A 21,589-nucleotide genomic window follows, 5' to 3' on the forward strand; every position below is an offset into this window, starting at 1 on the left:
CGCCGGTAGTCTGGTGCGTCGGTCTACGTCGTCGTGTCGTGGGCCGTTCTTCCGGAGACTGGAGCCATGGAACGCAACGCCCCCTCCTCGCCCTTGGTGCTTGATGCCAAGAACGTGGGCCGACGACCCGGGTCGATGCATGAAGTGGACGTCCAGGCCGGAGCACCTGCCGGTTTCGGCACGGATGTGCTGTCCGTCCCCGAGGGTCACCCGATGGACCTGACGGTGCGGATGGAGTCCGTGCACGAGGGCGTGCTGGTGACGGGGACGGTCTCTGCCACGGCGACGGGCGCATGCGTGCGGTGCCTGGACGAAATCGACCTACCGGTCGACAACCGTTTCCAGGAGCTGTTCGTCTGGCCGGATCGGGCGAAGCACCACCGCGAGGTGGATGCCGAGGCCGACGAGCAGGAAGAGCACCAGATCGAGGACGACCAGATCGACCTCGAGCCGGTGCTGCGGGACGCGGTGCTGCCGAGCCTGCCCTTCCAACCGGTGTGCCGGGACGACTGTCCGGGACTGTGCTCCGAGTGTGGAGCCAGGCTCGAGGACGACCCGGAGCACCACCATGAGCTGATCGACCCCCGGTGGGCGGCACTCGAGGCGCTTGCGCCTCTGGCCGCCCAGGCGGGGGATGAGGACAACGAAGAGAAGAGGAACTGACGTGGCCGTCCCGAAGCGGAAGATGTCGCGCTCCAACACCCGTAGCCGCCGCGCGAACTGGAAGGCGACGCCGACCGCGCTGTCGACCTGCCCCCAGTGCAAGTCGCCGGCGCCGGCCCACCAGGCCTGCCCCTCCTGCGGTACCTACAAGGGTCGCTACTACGCGACCGCGGACCGTACCGAGCACCAGGCCTGAGCCTCCTGTCGCAATGAGCGACAGGACCTCACCGCAGCAGCGGCCCGTCGAGGAGCTCTCCCGATACCTCACCGAGGTGACCGGGGAGCCCGTCGACGAGCCGCTGCTCACGCGTGCGCTCACACACCGCTCGTACTCTTACGAGAACGGCGGCCTGCCCCACAACGAGCGCCTCGAGTTCCTCGGGGACTCGGTGCTCGGGCTCGTCGTCACCGACCACCTGCACTCGACGCACCCTGACCTCAGCGAGGGGGAGCTGGCGAAGCTGCGGGCCGCCGTGGTCAACATGCGTGCCCTGGCGGAGGTCGCCCGGACCATCGGTCTCGGTGACTTCGTCAGCCTCGGGCGCGGCGAGGAGACGACCGGCGGGCGGGACAAGAACTCGATCCTCGCCGACACCGTCGAGGCGGTCATCGGCGCGGTCTACCTCTCGACGCCCAAGCCCCGCGGCCTCGACGCCGCGGGGCTGCTCGTGCACTCCCTGCTCGGCCCGGTGATGAAGAGCTCGGCCAACCTCGGCGCCGGCCTCGACTGGAAGACCTCCCTGCAGGAGGTCGCGGCCGCCCAAGGTCTCGGCGGCGTGCAGTACCGCACGAGCGACGAGGGTCCCGACCACGACAAGACCTTCACCGCCCACGCCCACGTCGGCGACGAGGTGCGGGGCACCGGTGTCGGGCGGTCGAAGAAGGACGCCGAGCAGCAGGCTGCGGCCAACGCGTACGCGGCGCTGACCGCGGACGCGCCCCAGACCTCGGCCTGACGTGCCCGAGCTGCCCGAGGTCGAGGTCGTCCGACGCGGACTGGCCGCCCACGTCACCGGACGGACCATCGAGACCGTGTCGCTGCGCGGCGAGCGGGTGGCTCGACGCCACGTGCCCGGTCCGCGTGATCTCGAGGACCGCCTCGCCGGTCGCACCGTCACCGGGGCCCACCGGCGCGGCAAGTACCTGTGGCTGGCCCTCGCCGAGGGGCCTGACGCCGTGCCCGACGAGGGGCTGGTCGTCCACCTCGGCATGAGCGGGCAGATGCTCGTCACCGACCCCGACGACGCGGAGGCCCGCCACACCCACGCTCGGGTGCGTTTCACCGACGCCGGCCACGAGCTGCGCTTCGTCGACCAGCGCACCTTCGGCGGCTTCGCCCTCGCCGATCTCGTCGACGGTGTGCCGGAGGGCATCACGCACATCGCGCTCGACCCCTTCGACCCCGACTACGACCGTGACGTCGTCGTGCGCGACATCAAGCGGCGGCGCAGCGGGATCAAGCGGGTGCTGCTCAACCAGACCGTCGTCTCCGGCATCGGCAACATCTACGCCGACGAGGCGCTGTGGCGTGCCGGGGTCCACGGGGAGCGGCTCGCCTCGTCGCTGACGAAGCCGGCGATCGCGCGCCTGCTCGACCATGCGCGCGACGTCATGGCGCAGGCCCTGGAGCAGGGCGGCACGAGCTTCGACGAGCTCTATGTGAATGTCAACGGCGCCTCGGGCTACTTCGACCGGTCGCTCGCCGCCTACGGCCAGGAGGGACGCCCCTGCCCGCGGTGTGGCACGACGATGCGACGCGAGCAGTTCATGAACCGCAGCTCCACCTCGTGTCCGCGCTGCCAGGTGCGCCCGAGGTCGGCATCTGCCTAGGGAAATGCGGCCGGGCGTGCGCATCTCCCTAGGGAAATGCGGCCGGGTGTGCGCATTTCCCTAGGGAAATGTGGTCCGGATGGGTGATTTCCCTAGGGAGATGCGGGGTCAGGGGCGGGGGAGGTCCTTGAGCGTCACGGCCTTGCCGGTGTGCTTCTCGGAGAGGTCGGCGAAGGCCTGCCGGATCGTCGCCGCGTAGGTGTGCGCCCCGCCGAGCGAAGGGTGGATTCCGTCGGCCTGCAGGTCCTCCGCCGCCACGGCCGCGTCCCAGTCGGCCAGGGCGACGTTGGGCCGCTCGGCCGCGATCTTGCGCAGCTCGGCATTGTCGTCGTCGATGCGGGAGAGCCGATCGGCGTGGAGGTTGACGATGACGACCATGCGGTCGTCGCCGATCTCGTCGAGGATCGCGCGGATCGTCTCGGGCTCGGTGCCCGCGTTGGTGCCGAAGGCCAGGACGACGGCGCGGCGCAGCGAGGAGCCGGCCGCCTCGATGGCCGAGCGCCCGTCGGACCAGCGGCGGTTGGACTTCGCGTCGATCTGGACGCCGGGGAAGTAGTACTCGAGCGCGGGCACCGAGCCGACGACCATCGAGTCGCCGAAGACGTCGATCTCGTCCCCCTCCGGCATCGTGAAGCTCGCGGTGCCGGAGAAGGTCGGGGCGGGCTCGGTCTTGCGGGGGGCGGCCGCGCGGGCCTCGTTGGCCTCGATGGTGCGCTGGGTCGACGTGGTGTCAGGGGCCGTGACGAGGACGAGCCCGAGCACGAGGGCGGCGGCGACGGCGGTGCCGAGCACGACGCGGCGGGCCCGCGCCGACTGCAGGAGCGTGAAGGCGCCGAGGATGCGACGACCCGTCTCGCGGAAGCCGAGCCGGCGCACGGGGGTCTCGATGAAGCGGTAGGACAGGTCGGCCAGGGCCAGCGTCACGACGACGGCCCACACACGCGTCCAGACGAAGGCGGCGGAGCCGGCGCTCGTCGGGATGTCCTGGGCGACGATGAGGATGACCGGCCAGTGCCACAAGTAGATGCCGTAGGAGCGCTGCCCGATCCACGTCAGGGGCGGCAGCTCGAGGGTGCTGCGCAGCCGCCCGGGGCGCTCCACGGCCGCGAGCAGGAGCACGGCGGTCGCGACGGACACGAGCGGGATGCCCAGGCGGAAGGTCCACGCGTGGTCCTCGGCGGCGAAGGCCAGCAGCAGCGCGATCGTCACGATGGCGGCGCCGACGATCCACGGTCGACGGGTGCACCACACCCGGCTCGTCGTGTACGCCCGCAGCGGGCCGGTCCACACGATCGCCAGGGCGGCACCGAGCATGAGGCCGACGAGGTGGGTGTGCGTGCCGTAGTACGCGACGGTGGGCGCCGCGGGGTCGAAGGTCACCGCCATGAGCACGGCGGAGGTGAGCCCCAGCCCGAGCACGAGGGTGGCGAGCGCGCCCTCGGTGACGGCGAAGCGGCGGTGCAGCCACAGCAGGCCGATCATCGCCAGCGGCCACACGAGGTAGAACTGCTCCTCGACCGCCAGGCTCCAGAAATTCATGAAGAGCTGCGGCGAGGTGGCGGCGAAGTAGTTGCTGCCCTGGGCGATCTCGAGCCAGTTGGTCGAGAAGGTCAGGGCTCCGAGCGCCTGGCGGCGCACGCCGACGAGCAGGTCGGCCTCGACGGTGCGGGCGATGAGGATCGCCACCGGGACGACGACGAGCAGGGCGGGCAGGAGGCGTCGGGCCCGGCGGGTCCAGAAGCCCCGCAGGTCCACCCGCCCGGTGTCCCGCCGCTCGCGGACGAGCAGTGTGGTGATGAGGAAGCCGGAGATGACGAAGAAGACGTCGACGCCGAGGAATCCACCGGGCAGCCAGGCCGGGTCGAGGTGGAAGACGACGACCGCGACGATCGCCAGGGCCCGCAGGCCGTCGAGCCCGGCGAGGTGGCCGCGGCTGGCACGGCCGGCCGGGGCTGGCGGGGAGGTGGCCTCGGGCGCGGAGGTGGCCTCTGCGTCGGCGGTGGCGGTTGGCTGACCCACGCACCCGACGCTAGGCGCGCGCGGCCCTCGGGTGGTGGAGGCGCACCGGGGAGCGGGTAGTTTCGCCGCCATGACCAGCACGGAGCGCGCGACCTACTTCGTCCGGGGCCGGGTGCAGGGCGTCGGCTTCCGCTGGTGGACCCGCTCCCGGGCCCTCGAGCTGGGTCTGGTCGGCCACGCCCGCAACATGGACGACGGGCGGGTCGAGGTCGTGGCGCAGGGCTCCCCTTCGGCGTTGGCCGCGCTGGACCGGCTCCTGCGGGAGGAGCCCTCGACGACGCGCCGGCCCGGTCAGGTCACGTCGGTGGTGCGTCAGGACGGCAGCGCGAAGGGAGGAGTCGCGGGCTTCGTCGAGAAGTGAGAGGCCCTCGAGCCGAGCCGGGCACGTGACCTAGCCTTGACCGGGTGAGCGAGACACCCCCCGAGCTGCTGCGACTGCGTCAGTCCATCGACAACATCGACGCGGCGCTGATCCACCTGCTCGCCGAGCGGTTCAAGGCGACGCAGAGCGTCGGGGTGCTCAAGGCGCGCATGGACCTGCCGCCCGCCGACCCGGCGCGCGAGGAGCGCCAGATCGCGCGACTGCGCGACCTCGCCGACACGGCCGGCCTCGACCCGGTCTTCGCGGAGAAGTTCTTGAACTTCGTCATCGCCGAGGTCATCCACCACCACGAGCAGATCGCCAGCCAGCAGGCCGGCCCGGACGAGGACTGATCGCATGATCGAGCTGAAGACCCCCCGCGAGATCGAGCAGATGCGCCCCGCCGGGCGGCTCGTGCGAGACGTGCTGCAGCGCCTCACCGAGGTCGCCGAGGTCGGCACCAACCTCCTCGAGCTCGATGCGATCGCGCACGACATGATCCGCGCCGCCGGCGGGACCTCGTGCTACATCGACTACCACCCCTCCTTCGGGGCCAGCCCCTTCGGCAAGGTCCTGTGCACCTCGGTCAACGACGCCGTCCTGCACGGCCTGCCGCACGACTACCGGCTGCGCGACGGTGACCTGCTGTCCGTGGACTTCGCCGTGTCGGTCGAGGGCTGGGTGTGCGACGCGGCCCGGTCCTTCGTCGTCGGTACGCCCGACCCCGAGGACCTGCGGCTCATCGACACGACCGAGCGAGCGCTCGCGGCGGCGATCGAGGTCGCCCGCCCCGGCAAGAAGATCGGCGACATCGGTGCGGCGATCGCAGCCGTCGCCCGCGGCGAGGGCTACTCGATCAACACCGACTTCGGCGGGCACGGTGTCGGCCGCGAGATGCACGGGGACCCGCACGTCGCCAACGACGGTCGGGCGGGCCGGGGCATGCCCCTGCGGCCGGGCCTGGTCATCGCCATCGAGCCGTGGTTCCTCGCGACGACCGACGAGATCTACACGGACCCCGACGGGTGGACCCTGCGCAGCGTCGACGGCTCGCGTGGTGCCCACAGCGAGCACACGGTCGCCATCACCGACGGCGACCCGATCATCCTCACCGCCTGAGCGAAGGGGGCGCAGCGCCCCGGCCTCCGGCTGCCCGGAAGTAGAGTGGCCCGAACTCATCCCGCCGCCGGCCCGAGGAGCGCCTCGCTCGTGTACGTCAAGAGCCTCACCCTCAAGGGCTTCAAGTCGTTCGCCTCGGCGACCCACATGCGCCTGGAGCCGGGCATCACGTGCATCGTCGGACCCAACGGGTCGGGCAAGTCCAATGTCGTCGACGCCCTCGCCTGGGTCATGGGCGAGCAGGGGGCCAAGTCGCTGCGCGGCGGCAAGATGGAGGATGTCATCTTCGCCGGGACGGCCGGCCGGGCGCCGCTGGGCCGCGCCGAGGTGACGATGACGATCGACAACACCGACGGTGCGCTGCCGATCGACTACACCGAGGTGACGATCAGCCGCACGATGTTTCGCAACGGCGGCTCGGAGTACGCGATCAACGGCACCTCGTGCCGGCTGCTCGACATCCAGGAGCTGCTCTCCGACTCCGGCATCGGCCGGGAGATGCACGTCATCGTCGGGCAGGGCCAGCTCGATGCCGTCCTGCGGGCGACCCCCGAGGAGCGCCGCGGCTTCATCGAGGAGGCCGCCGGCGTCCTCAAGCACCGCAAGCGCAAGGAAAAGGCGATCCGCAAACTCGAGGGGATGGAGGCCAACCTCTCGCGCGTCGCGGACCTGACCACCGAGATCCGTCGCCAGCTCGGGCCGCTGGGCCGCCAGGCCGAGACCGCCCGCAAGGCAGCGGTCATCCAGGCCGACGCCCGCGATGCTCGTCACCGCCTGCTCGCCGACGACCTCGTGCGGATGACCTCGGCCCTCCAGCAGGAGGTCGCCGACGAGCAGGCCATGCTCGAGCGGCGCAAGACCCTCGAGCAGGCCGTGCTCGCCGCCCGCACCCGCATCACCGAGCACGAGGAGGCCGGGGCCGCCGCCGCTGCCGAGCTCGTCGCCGCGCAGCAGCGCGCCACCCGGCTGGCGACGCTCACCGACCGCCTCGCCGCGACCGCCTCCCTCGCCGCCGAGCGGGTGCGCCTGCTCGGCCAGGACGAGGAGGTCGAGACGACGAGCGGCCGCGACCCGGACGCTCTGCGTGAGCAGGCGGCCAGGGCACGTGCCGACGAGGAGACGCTGCGCGCCGACATCGCCCGCGTGGGGGAGGAGCTCGCCGCAGCCGTCGCCGCCCGCGAGTCTGCGGAGCAGGCGCACGCCGCCGAGCAGCAGCGCATCGCGACCCTCGCCCAGCGCGCGGCCGACCGGCGTGAGGGCCTGGCCCGCCTCGCCGGGCAGGTCGGCGCTCGCCGGTCGCGCATCGAGGCCCGTGAGGCCGAGGTCGGGCGCCTCGAGGAGATCGTCTCGACGGCACTCGCCCGCGCCGACGAGGCCGAGCGGGAGTTCACCCGGCTCGAGGGGACCATCGCCGACGAGGAGGGGAGCGAGGAGGGCCTCGACGAGGCCTACGAACGCACCGCCGCCGCCCACGACTCCGCTACCCAGGAGGTCGAGCAGATCGTCGAGGCCGGGCGCACGGCCGACCGCGACCGCCAGTCCGCCCAGGCCCGCCTCGAGGCCCTCGAGCTCAGCCTGCGCCGCAAGGACGGGGTCGAGGCGCTGCGCGAGGCCGCGTCCGGGGAGCACGAGATCATCGGCTCGGTCGCCGAGCTCGTCACGGTCCGTGGGGGGCACGAGGCGGCCATCGCCGCGGCGCTGGACCAGGCCGGCAATGCGCTCGCGGTCGGCAGCGTCGCGGCGGCGGCCCGCGCCGTCGAGCAGCTGCGCACCGATGACGCCGGTCGGGCGACGCTCGTCGTCGGCGCAACGGCCCGCCCTTCGGACCGGAGCAGCTGGCCCACCCTGCCGGACGGCGCCGTCTGGGCGCTCGACGTGCTCGAGGCCCCCGACGACATCCGCCCCGCAGTCGAGCAGGTCCTCGAGCGGGTCGCCGTCGTCTCGGACACGCCCGCCGCGCTGGCCCTCCTCGAGCGGGTCGGCGAGGTCACCGCCGTCACCGAGGAGGGTGACGTCTACGGACCGGGCTTCGTGCGGGGCGGGTCCAGCGCCGCACCGAGCCTGCTCGAGCTGCAGGCCGCCGTCGACGAGACCCGCACCCGCCTCGACGACGCGACCCGGCGCAGCGAGGAGTCGGCCTTTGCCCTGACCCGCGCCCGCGCCACCCTCGCCGAGTGCGTCGAGGCGCGCGATGCCGCGATGGAGGCCCTGCACGAGTCCGACGCCCGGATGGCGGCCGTCGCCGAGCAGCTCGGCAGCCTGGGCACGACGACCCGGACCGCCCGCAGCGAGGCCGAGCGCACCCGCGCCAAGATCACCGAGGTCACGACCGCGCTCGAGTCCGAGCGTGCCGAGCTCGCCGAGCTCGAGCAGCGCCTCGAGGAGGCCTCCGCGGCCCCGGCCGACGACGAGACGGATGACGACACCGACGACCGCGAGCGTCTGGAGCTCGAGGCGAGCGCGGCGCGCACCGCGGAGACCGAGGTGCGTCTGGCTCTGCGCACCAAGGAGGAGCGGGCCCGCTCCTTGCACGGCCGGGCCGAGTCGCTCGAGGGGGCCGCCCGCAACGAGATCGCCGCCCGGGAGCGACTGCGGGCCCGCCGCGAGCGTCGCCGACGCGAGGCCGAGGTCGCGGCAGCCGTGCAGAGTGCCGCCACCTGGTCGGGGGAGCGGATCGCTGCCGCCGCGGCGGTGGCCGGCCAGCAGCGCGACGCGGGGGAGGCCGCCCGGGCCGAGCGCGACGCGGCGCTGCGCGGGCTGCGCACCGAGCTGACCGAGCAGCAGGACGCGCTGCGCGAGCTGACCGACGAGGTGCACCGCGACGAGGTCGCGCGCGCCCAGCAGATCGCCCGCATCGAGCAGCTGCAGGCCAAGGCCATCGAGGAGCTGGGAGTCGACCCCGACGTCCTCATGGAGGAGTTCGGCCCGCACCAGCTCGTGCCCCACGTCGCCGGTCCCGACGAGGACCCGGAGTCCGAGGACTTCCCGCAGCCGCAGCCCTACGTGCGCGAGGTGCAGGAAAAGCGCCTGCGCACCGCCGAGCGCGGACTCAAGGCCCTCGGCAAGGTCAACCCGCTGGCGCTCGAGGAGTTCGCGGCGCTCGAGGAGCGCCACACCTTCCTCACGACGCAGCTCGAGGACCTGCGGCAGTCCAAGAAGGACCTGCTCGAGATCGTCGCCGAGATCGACGAGCGGGTCGAGCAGGTCTTCTCCGAGGCCTTCGCCGACACCGCCGAGCAGTTCGAAGGGGTCTTCTCCCGCCTCTTCCCCGGCGGCGAGGGGCGACTGGTCCTCACCGACCCGAGCAACATGCTGACCACCGGCATCGAGGTCGAGGCTCGTCCTCCGGGCAAGAAGGTCAAGCGCCTGTCGCTGCTCTCCGGTGGTGAGCGTTCGCTCGTCGCGGTCGCGCTGCTCGTGTCGATCTTCAAGGCCAGGCCCTCGCCCTTCTACATCATGGACGAGGTCGAGGCTGCCCTCGACGACACCAACCTCGGCCGCCTCATCATGCTCTTCGAGGAGCTGCGCGACTCCAGCCAGCTCATCGTCATCACCCACCAGAAGAAGACGATGGAGGTCGCCGACGCGCTCTACGGCGTCTCGATGCGTGGTGACGGCATCACGACCGTGGTCAGCCAGCGCCTGCGTGACGTCGCACCGGCGGGCGAGGCCCAGCCGGCCTGAGGCCCCGCAGGCGCTCGATGACGCCCGTGCCGGGCGGCGGGTCGAGTTGAGCGGCCCGTCGTCACGGGGGACGATGGGGGTATGACCGCCATGATCGTGGGGCTGATCCTCTGCCTTGTCCTGTCCTTCGCCGTGATGGGCCTGGTGGCCATCCCCGCGAGGCGCGAGGGTCGCGAGATCCTCACCGCCCGGGGCGAGCGGGTCGTCGTCAAGGTCCGCGAGAGCGCCGACGGTGCCGCGACCCGCACCTCCGGCCTGGTCTCCAGCGCGTCGTCCTCCAAGCGAAAGGCCTCATGAGCTCCACCTCCGAGACCATCCCCGGCCTCCGAGGCCCCGTCGACCCTGCGGTCCGACCCCAGGACGACCTCTTCGGACATGTCAACAACCACTGGCTGCAGGCGGTGGAGATCCCGGCGGACCGCGGTCGCTACGGGGCCTTCGACGTCCTGCGCGAGCGTGCCGAGCAGGACGTGCGCGACCTCATCGAGGAGGTGAGCGACCGGGTCGAGGCCGGTGAGCTGGCCCCGGACGACGTCGCCGGCAAGGTCGGGGCGCTCTACCGCTCCTTCGTCGACGAGCAGCGGGCTGACGAGCTGGGCAGCGCACCGATCGCCGACCTGCTCGACGCTGTGGACGGCGTGACGAGCACGCCCGACCTCGTGGCGCTCACCGGGCGTCTGGCGCGCGACGGCGTGAGCGGCTTCGTCCTCCCCTTCGTCAACACCGACGACAAGGACTCTTCGCGCTACGTGCTCTACCTCGAGCAGGGCGGGCTCGGCCTGCCCGACGAGTCGTACTACCGCGACGAGCAGCACGCCGAGACGCTCGGCGCCTACCGGGCCCACGTCGCCCGCCTGCTGCGTCTCGTCCTCGGCCGCGACGACGAGGCGGCGGCCGAGACCGCCGAGCGCGTGGTGGCCCTCGAGACCGAGCTGGCCCGTGACCACTGGGACCGCGTCGCCAACCGCGACCCCGTCCGGACGTACACGCTCCTCGACTCGGCTGCCCTCACCGAGCTGGCCCCGGCCATCGACTGGGGTGCTTGGGCCTCCGGGCTCGGGGCGTCGTCCCCCTTCGCCGAGGTCGTCGTGCGCCAGCCCGACTTCTTGCGCGGGCTCTCGCTCACGCTCGACACCACTGACCTCGAGACGTGGAAGGACTGGCTGCGGTTGCGCATCGTCCAGGCCCACGCCGCCTACCTCGGGTCCGACGTCGTCGCCGCGGAGTTCGACTTCGTCGGGCGGACCCTCTCGGGCATCCCCGAGCAGCGGGCTCGCTGGAAGCGTGGCGTCTCCCTCGTCGACGACTCGCTCGGCGAGGCCGTCGGCGAGCTCTACGTCGCCCGCCACTTCCCGCCCGCTGCCCGTGAGCGGATGGGCGAGCTCGTCGACAACCTCGTCGAGGCCTTCCGCCGGTCCTTCGCCGCATCCGACTGGATGAGCGAGGAGACCAAGGCGGAGGCCGTCGCCAAGCTCGAGGCCTTCACCCCCAAGGTGGGCCACCCGAGCACTTGGCGTGACTACTCCAGCCTCGAGATCCGCGAGGACGACCTCGTGGGCAATGTGCGCCGGGTCGCGGCCTTCGAGGTCGACCGGGCGCTCGCCAAGCTCGGCGGGCCGGTTGACCGTGACGAGTGGTTCCTCACCCCGCAGACGGTCAATGCCTACTACAACCCGGGGCTCAACGAGATCGTCTTCCCCGCCGCGATCCTCCAGCCGCCCTTCTTCGACGCCGAGGGTGACGACGCCGACAACTACGGCGGCATCGGTGCGGTCATCGGCCACGAGATCGGCCACGGCTTCGACGACGCCGGCTCCACCTTCGACGGTCAGGGCAACCTGCGCGACTGGTGGACCGAGGCGGACCGCGCGGCCTTCGAGGAGCGGCGCGACGCCCTCGTGCGCCAGTTCGACTCCTACTCGACGCGCAATGCCCCGGGCCATACGGTCAACGGCGCCCTGACGGTCGGCGAAAACATCGGCGACATCGGTGGCCTGGCCATCGGTCACGCGGCCTACCTCATCGCCGCGGGCGACGCCGCGTGCGAGAGCGACGCCGACGGACTGACGGGGGAGCAGCGCTTCTTCAGCAACTGGGCTCGCGTCTGGTGCGGCGACGCCCGGCGGGAGGAGGCGGTGCGGCTGCTGTCCATCGACCCGCACAGCCCCCAGGACGTGCGGGCCAATGCGGTGCGCAACATCGACGCCTTCCACACCGCCTTCGGCACGCAGGAGGGTGACGAGATGTGGCTCGACCCGCAAGAGCGGGTCTCGCTCTTCTGATGCCCCGAGACCGCGACGCCCGGGGTCGGGCCGAAAACGCCCGGCCCCGTGACGGGCTCGGCCGGCCCCTGCCCTACGGCAGCGCCGGGGTCGAGCGGGTCGCGCCCGGCGAGCGCACCGCCGATGAGGCGCTCGCGTTGGCCCAGGACTACCTCGACCGCGAGATGCCCTTCCACGCCCACGAGGTGCTCGAGGAGCAGTGGAAGGCGGCGCCCGACCCTGAGCGTGCGCTTTGGCAGGGTCTGGCGCAGCTCGCCGTCGGCCTGACCCACCAGCGGCGCGGCAATGCGCGTGGGGCGGCCAGCGTGACGAGGCGGGGTGCCGCCGCCATCGAGCGCTACGCGGCGATCGCGCCCCACGGCATCGACGTCGCCGGGCTCGTGGCGTGGGCCGCGGAGCTCGCCGCGGACCCGGCGGCCGAGGTGGCCGTGCCCTCCCTTCGTTCGTGACCTGCGGGTAACTTCGGTGCGGGTGCCTCCGGGCGGCGGTCGAGAGCGGTGACGCCGCCACGGGTTCGGCGCGGTCCGCGTAGCCTGCGAAGATGGCCGGGTGATGGGTATCGACACACTGACTGAGTACATCGCCGTCGCGGTCGGCCTGCTGCTCCTGCTCGGGGGCCTGGCGATCGGCCTCCTGCGCGGCGGGCGCGGTGGGACCAAGGAGCTGCCGCCGGAGCGGCGCCCCCCGGAGCGGCCCAAGGGCAGCACCGACCACCGCAGCGGCACGATCGTCCTCGACCGTCCGAGCGACCACGCCAAGCCGCAGGCCCCGCCGGAGGAGACGAAGGGGGAGGACCCCGAGCCAGCCAGCCCGCCGGCAGAGGAGCCCGCCGCCCCCGAGGCGGCCGCGCCGGAGACCGCCGCCCCTGAGACGAAGACCCCAGCCGCGGACGACGAGCTCACCCCCGTCCCCTCGGACGAGGAGGCCGACCGGGGTCGCACCGTGCCGCCGCTCGCCACCGAGCCGCAGGCGCCCGCCGAGCCCGAGGCCCCGACCCAGCCCGACGCCCGGGCTGAGCCTGAGTCCCCGGTCGGGCCGGAGGTGCCCGCCGAGGCGCCGGTCGACACCCCCGCTCCCACCCGCGACCGGATGCGGGCCCTGCGCTCGCGCCTGGCGCGCTCCAACGGCGCGATCGGCAAGGGGCTGCTCGCCCTGCTCTCCCAGGGCAAGCTCTCCGAGGAGGACTGGGAGGAGGTCGAGGACACCCTGCTCGTCGCCGACCTCGGCATGGAGCCCACGACCGAGCTCGTCGACTCGCTGCGCGAGCACGTCTCCGTCGACGGCACGACCGACCCCGAGGTCGCCAAGGACTGGCTCTACAACGACCTGCTCCAGCTCGTCGACCCGAGCATGGACCGCGGCCTGGCCGCCTCCAGGGTCGACGACCGCCCGGCCTGCATCCTCGTCGTCGGGGTCAACGGCACGGGCAAGACGACGACCGTCGGCAAGCTCGCCCGAGTGCTCGTGGCCAACGACCGGGACGTCCTGCTCGGTGCTGCCGACACCTTCCGCGCCGCGGCCGCCGACCAGCTCGAGACGTGGGGGGCCCGCGTCGGTGTCCCGACGGTCCGCAGCGACCGCGAGGGTGCCGACCCGGCCGCCGTCGCCTTCGACGCGGTCAAGGCCGCGGCGGACGCCGAGGTCGATGCCGTGATCATCGACACCGCGGGGCGCCTGCACAACAAGGTCGGCCTCATGGACGAGCTGTCCAAGGTCAAGCGGGTCATCGAGAAGCAGACCCCCATCGACGAGGTGCTGCTCGTCCTCGACGCGACGACGGGGCAGAACGGCCTGGCCCAGGCCAAGGTCTTCGCCGAGGCGGTCGACATCACCGGTGTCGTGCTCACCAAGCTCGACGGCACGGCCAAGGGTGGCATCGTCGTCGCCGTCCAGCGCACCCTCGGGGTGCCGGTCAAGCTCGTCGGCCTCGGCGAAGGGCCGGACGACCTGGCCCCCTTCGTGCCGGAGGCCTTCGTCGACGCGATCGTCGGCTGACTCCGGACCGAGCGATGAGGCCCCCGACCACCACGGTGGTCGGGGGCCTCGTGCATGCGTCGGGCGTCAGCGCAGCGACTGCTCGAAGGTCAGGTAGTACCGGCTGTCCGTCGAGGAGGTCATAACCGCCCACGCCACCTTGACCTTGACGTCCGAGCGCCGGCTCGTCCCGGGCACGGGCGCCGTGCACGTCGTCGTGCGGCCCTTGATGAGCACGAGGCGCGACGGGCAGGAGATGTCGGAGACCTTGTGCCCCACCTGCTTCATGCCCCGGGCGATCTGCCGCTCGACCTCGTCCGACGAGATCGTCAGGGACGCGTCGGTGTTGGGCGTCCCCGCCGGCGGCGGCGGGACGCTCGCGCTGGGCACACTCGTCGGTGTCGTGGTCGTCGACCCGTACGACGTCGAGGTCGACGTGGACGTCGAGGTCCACGTGCTCGTGCTCGTGCTCGTGCTCGGCTCGCCACTCGTCGAGGTGCTCGTCGGCTCGCTCGTGGGATCACTCGTCGGGCCTCCGGTCGACTCGCCCGAGATGGGGGGCGGTGCACCGGTGCTCGTCTCGTCGCCACCCTGCATGGCGACGTAGCCGACCCCGCCGCACAGGCAGATGAGCAGCGCGATGACGACGGGGATCGAGACGACCCAGACCCAGGCCGGGACCCCCTTCGACGGCGGTGGGGTGTACGGCTGCTGACCGTAGGGCTGCTGGCCGTACGGAGGGTGCTGTCCCGGTCCCGGGGGCGGCGCGGTCATCGAGGCTCCTGCTCGTCGTGACCGAGGGGCACGCAGGCAGCTGACCCCCCGGCATGAAGTGCGTGCCCGCCCACCGTATGCCATGGCCGGCGTCTCATCACGCGGGACGGAGGGCGTGGTGTCACCGGGTCGTAACGCCTGCGCCGCAAGGGAAACACCGACGTAACACGGGGCATCCGCTGACGAAACGGCACCGGCGGACTCTTGCCGTCATGAGTCCAACCATCGCGCCCCTCGCGGCGACACCACCAGCGATCGACACGTCGGCCACCGCCTTCATGATCATCTGCGCAGCCCTCGTGCTCCTGATGACGCCCGGCCTGGCCCTCTTCTACGGCGGCATGACCCGCGCCAAGTCCGTCCTCAACATGATGATGATGAGCTTCGGTGCCATGGGCGCCGCGGGCGTCGTCTACGTCCTGTGGGGCTACTCGATGTCCTTCGGCGGGTCCGACATCGGCGGCATCCTGGCCAACCCATTCGAGAAGTTCGGTCTGCGCGGCGTCGCGAGCACCGTCGACGGGGTGACCGGGACCGTCGGCGCCGACGGCATGCCCGTCATCGACGTCTTCGGCGCCGACGTGTGGATCCCCGAGGTCCTCTTCGCCGGCTTCCAGCTGACCTTCGCGATCATCACCGTCGCGCTCATCAGCGGGGCCATCGCAGACCGCGTGAAGTTTTCCACCTGGATGGTCTTCGTCCCGGTGTGGCTCACGCTGGTCTACTTCCCGATCGCCCACATGGTGTGGGGCGGCGGGCTGCTGTCCGGTGCAGAGCGCGGCTTCGCCGCCTGGCTCTTCGGCACGGCCGACGGCGCGGCGACCGTCGCTCCGATCGACTTCGCCGGAGGCACCGTCGTGCACATCAACGCGGGCATGGCCGGCCTCGTCCTCGCCCTCGTCGTCGGCAAGCGACTCGGCTTCGGCAAGACCGCCATGCGCCCCCACAACGTCCCGCTCGTCATGATCGGCGCCGGTCTGCTGTGGTTCGGCTGGTTCGGCTTCAACGCCGGCTCCGAGCTCGCCGCCGACGGTGTGGCCAGCCTCGTGTGGGTCAACACCACGGCCGCCACCGCCGCCGCGATCCTCGGCTGGCTGCTCGTCGAAAAGCTGCGTGACGGGCACGCCACCTCGATCGGCGCCGCCTCCGGTGTCGTCGCCGGCCTCGTCGCCATCACCCCCGCCTGCGGCAGCCTCTCACCCGTCGGGTCGCTCGGCTTGGGCGCCGTCGCCGGTGCGCTCGCCGCCCTGGCCGTCGGCCTGAAGTACCGCTTCGGCTACGACGACTCGCTCGACGTCGTCGGCGTCCACCTCGTCGCCGGCCTCTGGGGCACCGTGGGTACCGGGCTGCTCGCCACCGACGGCGGGCTGCTCTACGGCGGCGGCGTCCAGCAGACCGTCGTCCAGGTCGTCATCGCCCTCGTGAGCCTCGTGATCTCCGCGGTCCTCACCTACGTCATCGCCATCGTCCTCAAGCACACGATGGGCTGGCGCATCAGCGAGGAGGACGAGGTGTCCGGTATCGACTCCGCCGAGCACGCCGAGTCCGGCTACGACCTCGCCTCCCGCGGTGGTCGCCTCGGGTCGGCCGGGGCCGGTGTCGCCACCGCAGCCGCGCACGCCCGCCAGCAGGACGAGACCATCGAAGGAGCCCGAGCATGAAGCTCGTCACCGCCATCATCAAGCCCCACCAGATCGACGACGTCAAGGAGGCCCTCGAGTCCTTCGGCATCACCGGCATGACCGTGAGCGAGGCGAGCGGCTACGGCCGCCAGCGCGGCCACAGCGAGGTCTACCGCGGGGCCGAGTACACGGTCGACTTCGTCCCGAAGATCCGCCTCGAGGTCCTCGTCGAGGACATCGACGCCGAGTCCGTCGTCGGCGTCGTCGTCTCGGCGGCCCGCACCGGTCGGATCGGTGACGGCAAGGTCTGGGTCACCCCCATCGACGACGTCGTGCGCGTGCGCACCGGGGAGAAGGGAGTCGAGGCGATCTGAGCCTCGGACACCATGACCCGCACCGGAAGCGACATGCGATCCGCGCGGCTCGATCTCGCCGGCACCCGGGAGTTCACGCTCCCGGGTGCCGGCGAGGCCCGCCGCGCCGCGATCAGCGAGGCGACCCGCAGCTGGCTGACCGATCTCCACCTCGACGCCGTGGGGGAGCGCCCCGGCATCGCGCTCGCCGCGGTGGGCTCCCTGGGGCGTGGCTGGTCCGGCCCGCTCAGCGACCTCGACCTCGTCCTCGTCCACGACGGCCGCAGCATCCGCGCCGACGACCTCACGGCCATGGCCGACCGGCTCTGGTACCCGATCTGGGACTCCGGGCTCGCGCTTGACCACTCGGTCCGCTCCGCGGCCGAGTGCCGCAGCGTCGCCCGGGAGGACCTCTCAGCGGCGGTCGGCCTGCTCGACCTCTCCCTCGTCGCCGGCGACGAGGAGCTCGTCGCGGGGGTCCGCTCCACCGTCTCCCACGACTGGCGCTCGGGGGCCCGCACCCGGCTGCCGCAGTTCGTCGAGTCGGTGCGGGCCCGTCACCACCGGCACGGTGACCTGAGTCAGCAGGTCGAGCCCGACCTCAAGGAGGCCCTCGGGGGTCTGCGCGACGTCACCGTGCTCGACGCCCTCACTCGAGCCTGGCTCACCGACCGCCCCCACGGGGCCGTCGAGCCGGCCCTGCACCACCTGCTCGACGTGCGTGATGCCCTGCACGTCGTCACCGGTCGCGGCCGTGACCGGCTGCTGCGCGAGGAGCACGACGCCGTGGCCGCACTGCTCGGCCTCGGCGACGCCGACGAGCTGCTCACCAGCGTCTCGACCTCGGCCCGCACCATCGCGTGGGCCCTGGAGTCCACGATGAGGCGGGCCGGCCAGAGCCAGCGTGCGCGGACCCTGCGCGTCGGGCCGCGCCGCCCGCTCATGAAGCCCCTCGGCCACGGCCTCTTCGAGCACGACGGCGAGGCGGTGCTCGGGTCGACCGGGCTGGTCGGGGTCGACCCGAGCCTCCCCCTTCGTGCTGCGGTCGTGGCGGCTCGCCACGGTCTGCCGCTGGCGCCGCAGACCCTGACAAACCTCGCCGCCTGCCCCGAGCCCTCCCTGCCGTGGGACCAGCACGTCCGCGACCTGCTCGGCGACCTCCTCGCTGCCGGCCCCGGGCTGCCGCCCGTGTGGGAGGGGCTCGACCAGGTCGGCATCATCGAGCGCTGGCTGCCGGAGTGGGCCGACGTGCGCTGCCGGCCCCAGCACAACCCCGTGCACCGGCACACCGTTGATCGGCACCTGCTGGAGACGGTCGCCCGCGCCTCGAGCCTCGCGCGCGACGTCGCCCGCCCCGACCTGCTGCTCCTCGCGGCCCTGCTCCACGACATCGGCAAGGTCGCCGGTGCCCGCGACCACTCGCGCACGGGAGCCGACATCAGCGACCGCGTGCTGCGTCGGTGGGGCGTGCCCGACGACGACCGCGAGCGGGTCGTGCTGCTCGTGCGGGAGCACCTGACGCTCGTCGAGACCGCGACCCGGCGCGACCTGGCCGACCCGGCCACGGCGAGCGCCGTGTGCGACCTCGTCGAGGGTGATGCGGAGACCTTCGAGCTGCTGCGGGCGCTGACCATCGCCGACGCCCGGGCCGCCGGGCCGGCTGCCTGGACCGACTGGCGGGCGGGGCTCGTCGACACGCTCACCGGCCGCGTGCGCGAGCGGCTCACGGGCCAGACGCCTCCGGTCCCGCCGCTCGCGCCGGCGCCGGAGGTCGACGACGAGGCGCTCGGTGACGTCGTCGCCGGACGCCCGCACGTGCGTGTCGAGCGGGCGCCCGGCGGGTGGGCCCTGACGATCCACTGCCGGGACCGGCTCGGGCTCTTCGCCGACACAGCCGGTCTGCTGGCGGCGCACGGCATGACGGTCCGGCGGGCCCGACTGGCCACCGTGGACGGGATCGCCGTCGACGAGTGGTTCGTCGAGTCGCCGGGAGGGGACCAGCCCGAGGCCGTGCGGGTGGCCTCGGGGCTCTCCCGGCTCGAGGCCGGGGATCGCGCCGCGCTCGGGGCGCTCGCCCGACGCCGGCGCGGGGACGCCCCGGCCGGTGCGGCCGGGGGAGCGCGGGCCTTCGTCCTGCCGAGCGCCGGCAGCGGCGCCACGGTCCTCGAGGTGCGCTCGCAGGACCGGCCGGGACTGCTGCACGACCTCGGGCAGGTCCTCGCGGAGGAGGGGCTGAGCGTGCGGTCGGCACACATCTCGACCTTCGCCGGGCAGACCCTTGACACCTTCTACGTCACCGATCGTCGGGGCAGCGAGCTCGGGCCGGCGGCGGTGGCGCGGGCGCTGGCGGTCGTCATCGACGCCTGTGACGGCGCCTGAGGCGCCCGTGCCACCACGAGGCGAAGGGAGGAACCGCGGGCAAGTACCCTTGGCCGGGTGTTCACCAGCCTGTCCGACCGCCTGACCGCGACCTTCAAGAACCTCCGCGGCAAGGGGCGCCTGTCCGAGTCCGACGTCAACAAGACCGTCCGCGACATCCGGATGGCCCTCATCGACGCCGACGTCGCCCTGCCCGTCGTCAAGGAGTTCACCTCCGCCGTGCGCGAGCGCGCCACCGGCGCCGAGGTGAGTGGGGCCCTCAACCCGGCCCAGCAGGTCATCAAGATCGTCAACGAGGAGCTCGTGACGATCCTCGGCGGCAATACCCGGACGATCCAGTTCGCCAAGCGGCCGCCGACGGTCATCATGCTCGCCGGTCTCCAGGGCTCGGGCAAGACGACCTTCGCCGGCAAGCTCGGCGCCTGGCTCAAGGACCAGGGCCACACCCCGATCCTCGTCGCGGCAGACCTCCAGCGCCCCAATGCCGTCACCCAGCTCGAGGTGACCGGTCAGCGAGCCGGCGTCCCGGTCTTCGCTCCCGAGCGGGGCAACACCGGTGGGCACGACGCCGTCCTGGAGTCGGGGGAGGGCACCCGCTCCTTCGGTGACCCCGTCGCCGTGAGCCGCGCGGGCATCGCGCACGCCCAGTCGCAGATGCACGACGTCGTCATCGTCGACACCGCCGGCCGTCTCGCGGTCGACGCCGAGCTCATGCAGCAGGCCGCGGACATCCGGGCCGCCGTGGAGCCCGACGAGGTCCTCTTCGTCATCGACTCGATGATCGGTCAGGCCGCCGTCGAGACCGCACGGGCCTTCGCCGAAGGGGTCGACTTCACCGGTGTTGTGCTCTCGAAGCTCGACGGTGACGCCCGCGGTGGTGCGGCCCTGTCCGTCGCCGGCACGACGGGGCGGCCGATCATGTTCGCCTCCACGGGCGAGCAGACCAAGGACATCGAGGTCTTCCACCCCGACCGGATGGCCGGGCGCATCCTCGACATGGGTGACGTCCTCACGCTCATCGAGCAGGCCGAGCGCGCCTTCGAGCGCGGCCAGGCCGAGGAGATGCAGCGCAAGTTCCTCGCGGAGGAGGACTTCACCTTCGACGACTTCCTGCAGCAGATGTCCGCGATCAAGCGGATGGGCTCGCTGAAGTCGATGCTCAAGATGATGCCCGGCATGGGGCAGATGTCGGCGCAGCTCGACAACCTCGACGAGCGCGAGTTCGACCGGGTCGAAGCCATGGTCCGCTCGATGACCCCCTTCGAGCGCACGCACCCCAAGCAGATCAACGGCTCCCGCCGCTCGCGGATCGCCAAGGGCTCGGGCGTGACCGTCTCCGAGGTCAACCAGCTCCTCGAGCGCTTCACCGAGGCGCAGAAGATGATGAAGCAGCTCGCCCGGGGCGGTGGCATGCCGGGCATGCCCGGCGTCCCCGGCATGGGTGGCGGTGCGGGCCGCAAGAAGGGCAAGCAGCAGCAGAAGAAGAAGGGCAAGTCGGGCAACCCCGCCAAGCGCGCCCAGCAGGAGCGCGAGGCAGCCGAGCGCGCGGCCGGCGGGGGGCGCTCCGGGCCGGCGGGCTCGGCCTTCGGTGGCGGCCCCGCGGGCGGGGGTGCCGGCCTCGACCCCGCCGACCTCGACCCGAGCCAGCTGCCGAAGGGCTTCGAGAAGTTCCTCGGCGGCGGCAGCTGACCGACCGATGGGTTCGCCGACGCTCCACGCGGTGACCTCGGGGACCTCAGGACCCCGGGTCGCCTTCTGCCACGGGCTCTTCGGCCAGGGGCGCAACTGGACCCAGATCGCCAAGGGTCTGGCCGACATCAGCCGGCCGACCCTGCTCGACATGCCCAACCACGGACGGTCGCCGTGGACCGAGCGCTTCGACTACCCGACGGCCGCCGACATCGTCGCCGACAACCTGCGGGCGATCGACTCGGACGAGCCGTGGGTCGTCGTCGGGCACTCGATGGGCGGCAAGATCGCGATGCTCGTGGCCCTGCGCCACCCCGAGCTCGTCGACCGGCTGTGCGTCGTCGACATCTCGCCGGCCGCGACGACGAGCTTCAGCGAGTTCGAGACCTACATCGCCGCGATGCAGGCGATGGACCTCGGCAGCATCACCACCCGTGAGCAGGCCGACGCGGCGATGCGCGAGGCCGCACCCGATCCGGGGGTGCGGGCCTTCCTCCTGCAGAACCTGCGCCGGGAGGGCGACGGCTGGCGCTGGCAGCCCAACCTCGAGGTGCTCGGCCGCGACATCGCCACCATCGGCGGCTGGCCCACCGACGAGGTGGCGGGTCTCGCCCCCTTCGACAAGACGGTGCTGTGGCTCGCTGGCGAGCGATCGCTGTACGTCACCGACGACGACCTCGCCGAGATGCGACGGCTCTTCCCCCGGGTGCGGCTCGTGACCGTCAAGGGTGTCGGGCACTGGGTGCACTCGGAGGCGCCCGAGGTGACGCTCCAGTCGCTGCGGGCGCTCATCACCTCGTCACGCTGACGCCGGAGTGTGATGCAGTAGAGGGGCCCGGC

The 21,589-nt window shown here is 72.4% G+C and carries 19 protein-coding genes; 17 read left to right on the forward strand and 2 right to left on the reverse strand.

The window, feature by feature from the left end; translation table 11 throughout:
• Positions 1 to 66: 66 nt before the first annotated feature.
• From CWN80_RS13840 to mutM, 4 genes are read left to right on the forward strand one after another with little or no spacing between them, the layout of a single operon-like run.
• Positions 67 to 663 (forward strand): YceD family protein, encoded by a 597-nt coding sequence (locus CWN80_RS13840; protein ID WP_040881312.1) that lies wholly within the window; start codon positions 67 to 69, stop codon positions 661 to 663.
• 1 nt (position 664) lies between these two features.
• Positions 665 to 859 carry a 50S ribosomal protein L32 gene (gene rpmF, locus CWN80_RS13845; RefSeq protein ID WP_007927847.1) on the forward strand — a complete coding sequence of 65 codons (195 nt, stop codon included), beginning with the start codon at positions 665 to 667 and terminating at the stop codon, positions 857 to 859.
• A gap of 13 nt (positions 860 to 872) precedes the next feature.
• The gene (rnc, locus tag CWN80_RS13850) at positions 873 to 1,619 is read left to right on the forward strand and encodes a ribonuclease III (RefSeq protein ID WP_007927846.1); all 747 of its coding nucleotides are present in this window, start codon (positions 873 to 875) and stop codon (positions 1,617 to 1,619) included.
• A gap of 1 nt (position 1,620) precedes the next feature.
• Entirely contained in the window at positions 1,621 to 2,493 is an 873-nt protein-coding gene (gene mutM / locus CWN80_RS13855; RefSeq protein ID WP_007927845.1) for a bifunctional DNA-formamidopyrimidine glycosylase/DNA-(apurinic or apyrimidinic site) lyase, read from the forward strand.
• 108 nt (positions 2,494 to 2,601) lie between these two features.
• Here the strand turns inward: mutM and CWN80_RS13860 are convergent, their stop codons facing one another.
• Entirely contained in the window at positions 2,602 to 4,512 is a 1,911-nt protein-coding gene (locus CWN80_RS13860; protein ID WP_128277438.1) for an acyltransferase family protein, read from the reverse strand.
• Positions 4,513 to 4,582: 70 nt separating this feature from the next.
• Here CWN80_RS13860 and CWN80_RS13865 point away from each other — a divergent pair, with 70 nt between their 5' ends.
• The 8 genes from CWN80_RS13865 to ftsY all read left to right on the forward strand — a co-directional run bounded on the left by CWN80_RS13865 (position 4,583) and on the right by ftsY (position 13,953).
• Positions 4,583 to 4,873: an acylphosphatase gene (locus tag CWN80_RS13865; protein WP_007927842.1), complete on the forward strand. Its 291-nt coding sequence runs from the start codon at positions 4,583 to 4,585 to the stop codon at positions 4,871 to 4,873.
• Between the two features lie 44 nt (positions 4,874 to 4,917).
• On the forward strand, positions 4,918 to 5,226 hold the full coding sequence (locus tag CWN80_RS13870; RefSeq protein ID WP_128277439.1) for a chorismate mutase: 309 nt from the start codon (positions 4,918 to 4,920) through the stop codon (positions 5,224 to 5,226).
• A 4-nt stretch (positions 5,227 to 5,230) separates the two neighbouring features.
• Positions 5,231 to 5,992, forward strand: coding sequence for a type I methionyl aminopeptidase (map, locus tag CWN80_RS13875; protein ID WP_007927831.1), 762 nt, complete (start codon positions 5,231 to 5,233; stop codon positions 5,990 to 5,992).
• 90 nt (positions 5,993 to 6,082) lie between these two features.
• On the forward strand, positions 6,083 to 9,676 hold the full coding sequence (smc, locus tag CWN80_RS13880) for a chromosome segregation protein SMC (RefSeq protein WP_128277440.1): 3,594 nt from the start codon (positions 6,083 to 6,085) through the stop codon (positions 9,674 to 9,676).
• Between the two features lie 81 nt (positions 9,677 to 9,757).
• Positions 9,758 to 9,973, forward strand: coding sequence for a hypothetical protein (locus CWN80_RS13885; RefSeq protein ID WP_007927408.1), 216 nt, complete (start codon positions 9,758 to 9,760; stop codon positions 9,971 to 9,973).
• Positions 9,970 to 11,958: a M13 family metallopeptidase gene (locus CWN80_RS13890; protein ID WP_007927410.1), complete on the forward strand. Its 1,989-nt coding sequence runs from the start codon at positions 9,970 to 9,972 to the stop codon at positions 11,956 to 11,958. The genes CWN80_RS13885 and CWN80_RS13890 overlap by 4 nt, the downstream gene beginning before the upstream one ends.
• A complete protein-coding gene (locus tag CWN80_RS13895) occupies positions 11,958 to 12,407 on the forward strand; it encodes a DUF309 domain-containing protein (RefSeq protein WP_128277441.1) in 450 nt (149 codons plus the stop codon). The genes CWN80_RS13890 and CWN80_RS13895 overlap by 1 nt, the downstream gene beginning before the upstream one ends.
• Before the next feature lie 103 nt (positions 12,408 to 12,510).
• On the forward strand, positions 12,511 to 13,953 hold the full coding sequence (gene ftsY / locus CWN80_RS13900; protein ID WP_007927415.1) for a signal recognition particle-docking protein FtsY: 1,443 nt from the start codon (positions 12,511 to 12,513) through the stop codon (positions 13,951 to 13,953).
• Between the two features lie 66 nt (positions 13,954 to 14,019).
• On the opposite strand, the gene CWN80_RS13905 is transcribed toward ftsY, so the two are convergent.
• Positions 14,020 to 14,706 (reverse strand): DUF4333 domain-containing protein, encoded by a 687-nt coding sequence (locus CWN80_RS13905; protein ID WP_128277442.1) that lies wholly within the window; start codon positions 14,704 to 14,706, stop codon positions 14,020 to 14,022.
• A gap of 212 nt (positions 14,707 to 14,918) precedes the next feature.
• Here CWN80_RS13905 and CWN80_RS13910 point away from each other — a divergent pair, with 212 nt between their 5' ends.
• Genes CWN80_RS13910 through CWN80_RS13930 form a run of 5 tightly spaced genes read left to right on the forward strand, consistent with a single transcriptional unit; the run spans position 14,919 to position 21,557 of the window.
• Positions 14,919 to 16,367 carry an ammonium transporter gene (locus CWN80_RS13910; protein WP_051987974.1) on the forward strand — a complete coding sequence of 483 codons (1,449 nt, stop codon included), beginning with the start codon at positions 14,919 to 14,921 and terminating at the stop codon, positions 16,365 to 16,367.
• A complete protein-coding gene (locus CWN80_RS13915) occupies positions 16,364 to 16,702 on the forward strand; it encodes a P-II family nitrogen regulator (RefSeq protein ID WP_007927419.1) in 339 nt (112 codons plus the stop codon). The genes CWN80_RS13910 and CWN80_RS13915 overlap by 4 nt, the downstream gene beginning before the upstream one ends.
• A gap of 12 nt (positions 16,703 to 16,714) precedes the next feature.
• On the forward strand, positions 16,715 to 19,060 hold the full coding sequence (locus CWN80_RS13920; RefSeq protein WP_128277443.1) for a [protein-PII] uridylyltransferase: 2,346 nt from the start codon (positions 16,715 to 16,717) through the stop codon (positions 19,058 to 19,060).
• Positions 19,061 to 19,117: 57 nt separating this feature from the next.
• Positions 19,118 to 20,749 (forward strand): signal recognition particle protein, encoded by a 1,632-nt coding sequence (gene ffh / locus CWN80_RS13925; RefSeq protein WP_128277444.1) that lies wholly within the window; start codon positions 19,118 to 19,120, stop codon positions 20,747 to 20,749.
• Positions 20,750 to 20,756: 7 nt separating this feature from the next.
• On the forward strand, positions 20,757 to 21,557 hold the full coding sequence (locus CWN80_RS13930; RefSeq protein ID WP_128277445.1) for an alpha/beta fold hydrolase: 801 nt from the start codon (positions 20,757 to 20,759) through the stop codon (positions 21,555 to 21,557).
• Positions 21,558 to 21,589 lie beyond the last annotated feature (32 nt).

Origin of the sequence: Janibacter hoylei PVAS-1, from assembly GCF_004025845.1 — a bacterium.
Classification (GTDB): Bacteria; Actinomycetota; Actinomycetes; order Actinomycetales; family Dermatophilaceae; genus Janibacter; species Janibacter hoylei.

Bases quoted from the DNA above. Each gene is read 5' to 3' on its own strand.
- CWN80_RS13840 (WP_040881312.1), top strand. From the start codon at position 67: ATGGAACGCAACGCCCCCTCCTCGCCCTTGGTGCTTGATGCCAAGAAC.
- rnc (WP_007927846.1), top strand. From the start codon at position 873: ATGAGCGACAGGACCTCACCGCAGCAGCGGCCCGTCGAGGAGCTCTCC.
- CWN80_RS13865 (WP_007927842.1), top strand. From the start codon at position 4,583: ATGACCAGCACGGAGCGCGCGACCTACTTCGTCCGGGGCCGGGTGCAG.
- map (WP_007927831.1), top strand. From the start codon at position 5,231: ATGATCGAGCTGAAGACCCCCCGCGAGATCGAGCAGATGCGCCCCGCC.
- CWN80_RS13885 (WP_007927408.1), top strand. From the start codon at position 9,758: ATGACCGCCATGATCGTGGGGCTGATCCTCTGCCTTGTCCTGTCCTTC.
- CWN80_RS13890 (WP_007927410.1), top strand. From the start codon at position 9,970: ATGAGCTCCACCTCCGAGACCATCCCCGGCCTCCGAGGCCCCGTCGAC.
- CWN80_RS13895 (WP_128277441.1), top strand. From the start codon at position 11,958: ATGCCCCGAGACCGCGACGCCCGGGGTCGGGCCGAAAACGCCCGGCCC.
- ftsY (WP_007927415.1), top strand. From the start codon at position 12,511: ATGGGTATCGACACACTGACTGAGTACATCGCCGTCGCGGTCGGCCTG.
- CWN80_RS13905 (WP_128277442.1), bottom strand. From the start codon at position 14,706: ATGACCGCGCCGCCCCCGGGACCGGGACAGCACCCTCCGTACGGCCAG.
- CWN80_RS13910 (WP_051987974.1), top strand. From the start codon at position 14,919: ATGAGTCCAACCATCGCGCCCCTCGCGGCGACACCACCAGCGATCGAC.
- CWN80_RS13915 (WP_007927419.1), top strand. From the start codon at position 16,364: ATGAAGCTCGTCACCGCCATCATCAAGCCCCACCAGATCGACGACGTC.
- CWN80_RS13920 (WP_128277443.1), top strand. From the start codon at position 16,715: ATGACCCGCACCGGAAGCGACATGCGATCCGCGCGGCTCGATCTCGCC.
- CWN80_RS13930 (WP_128277445.1), top strand. From the start codon at position 20,757: ATGGGTTCGCCGACGCTCCACGCGGTGACCTCGGGGACCTCAGGACCC.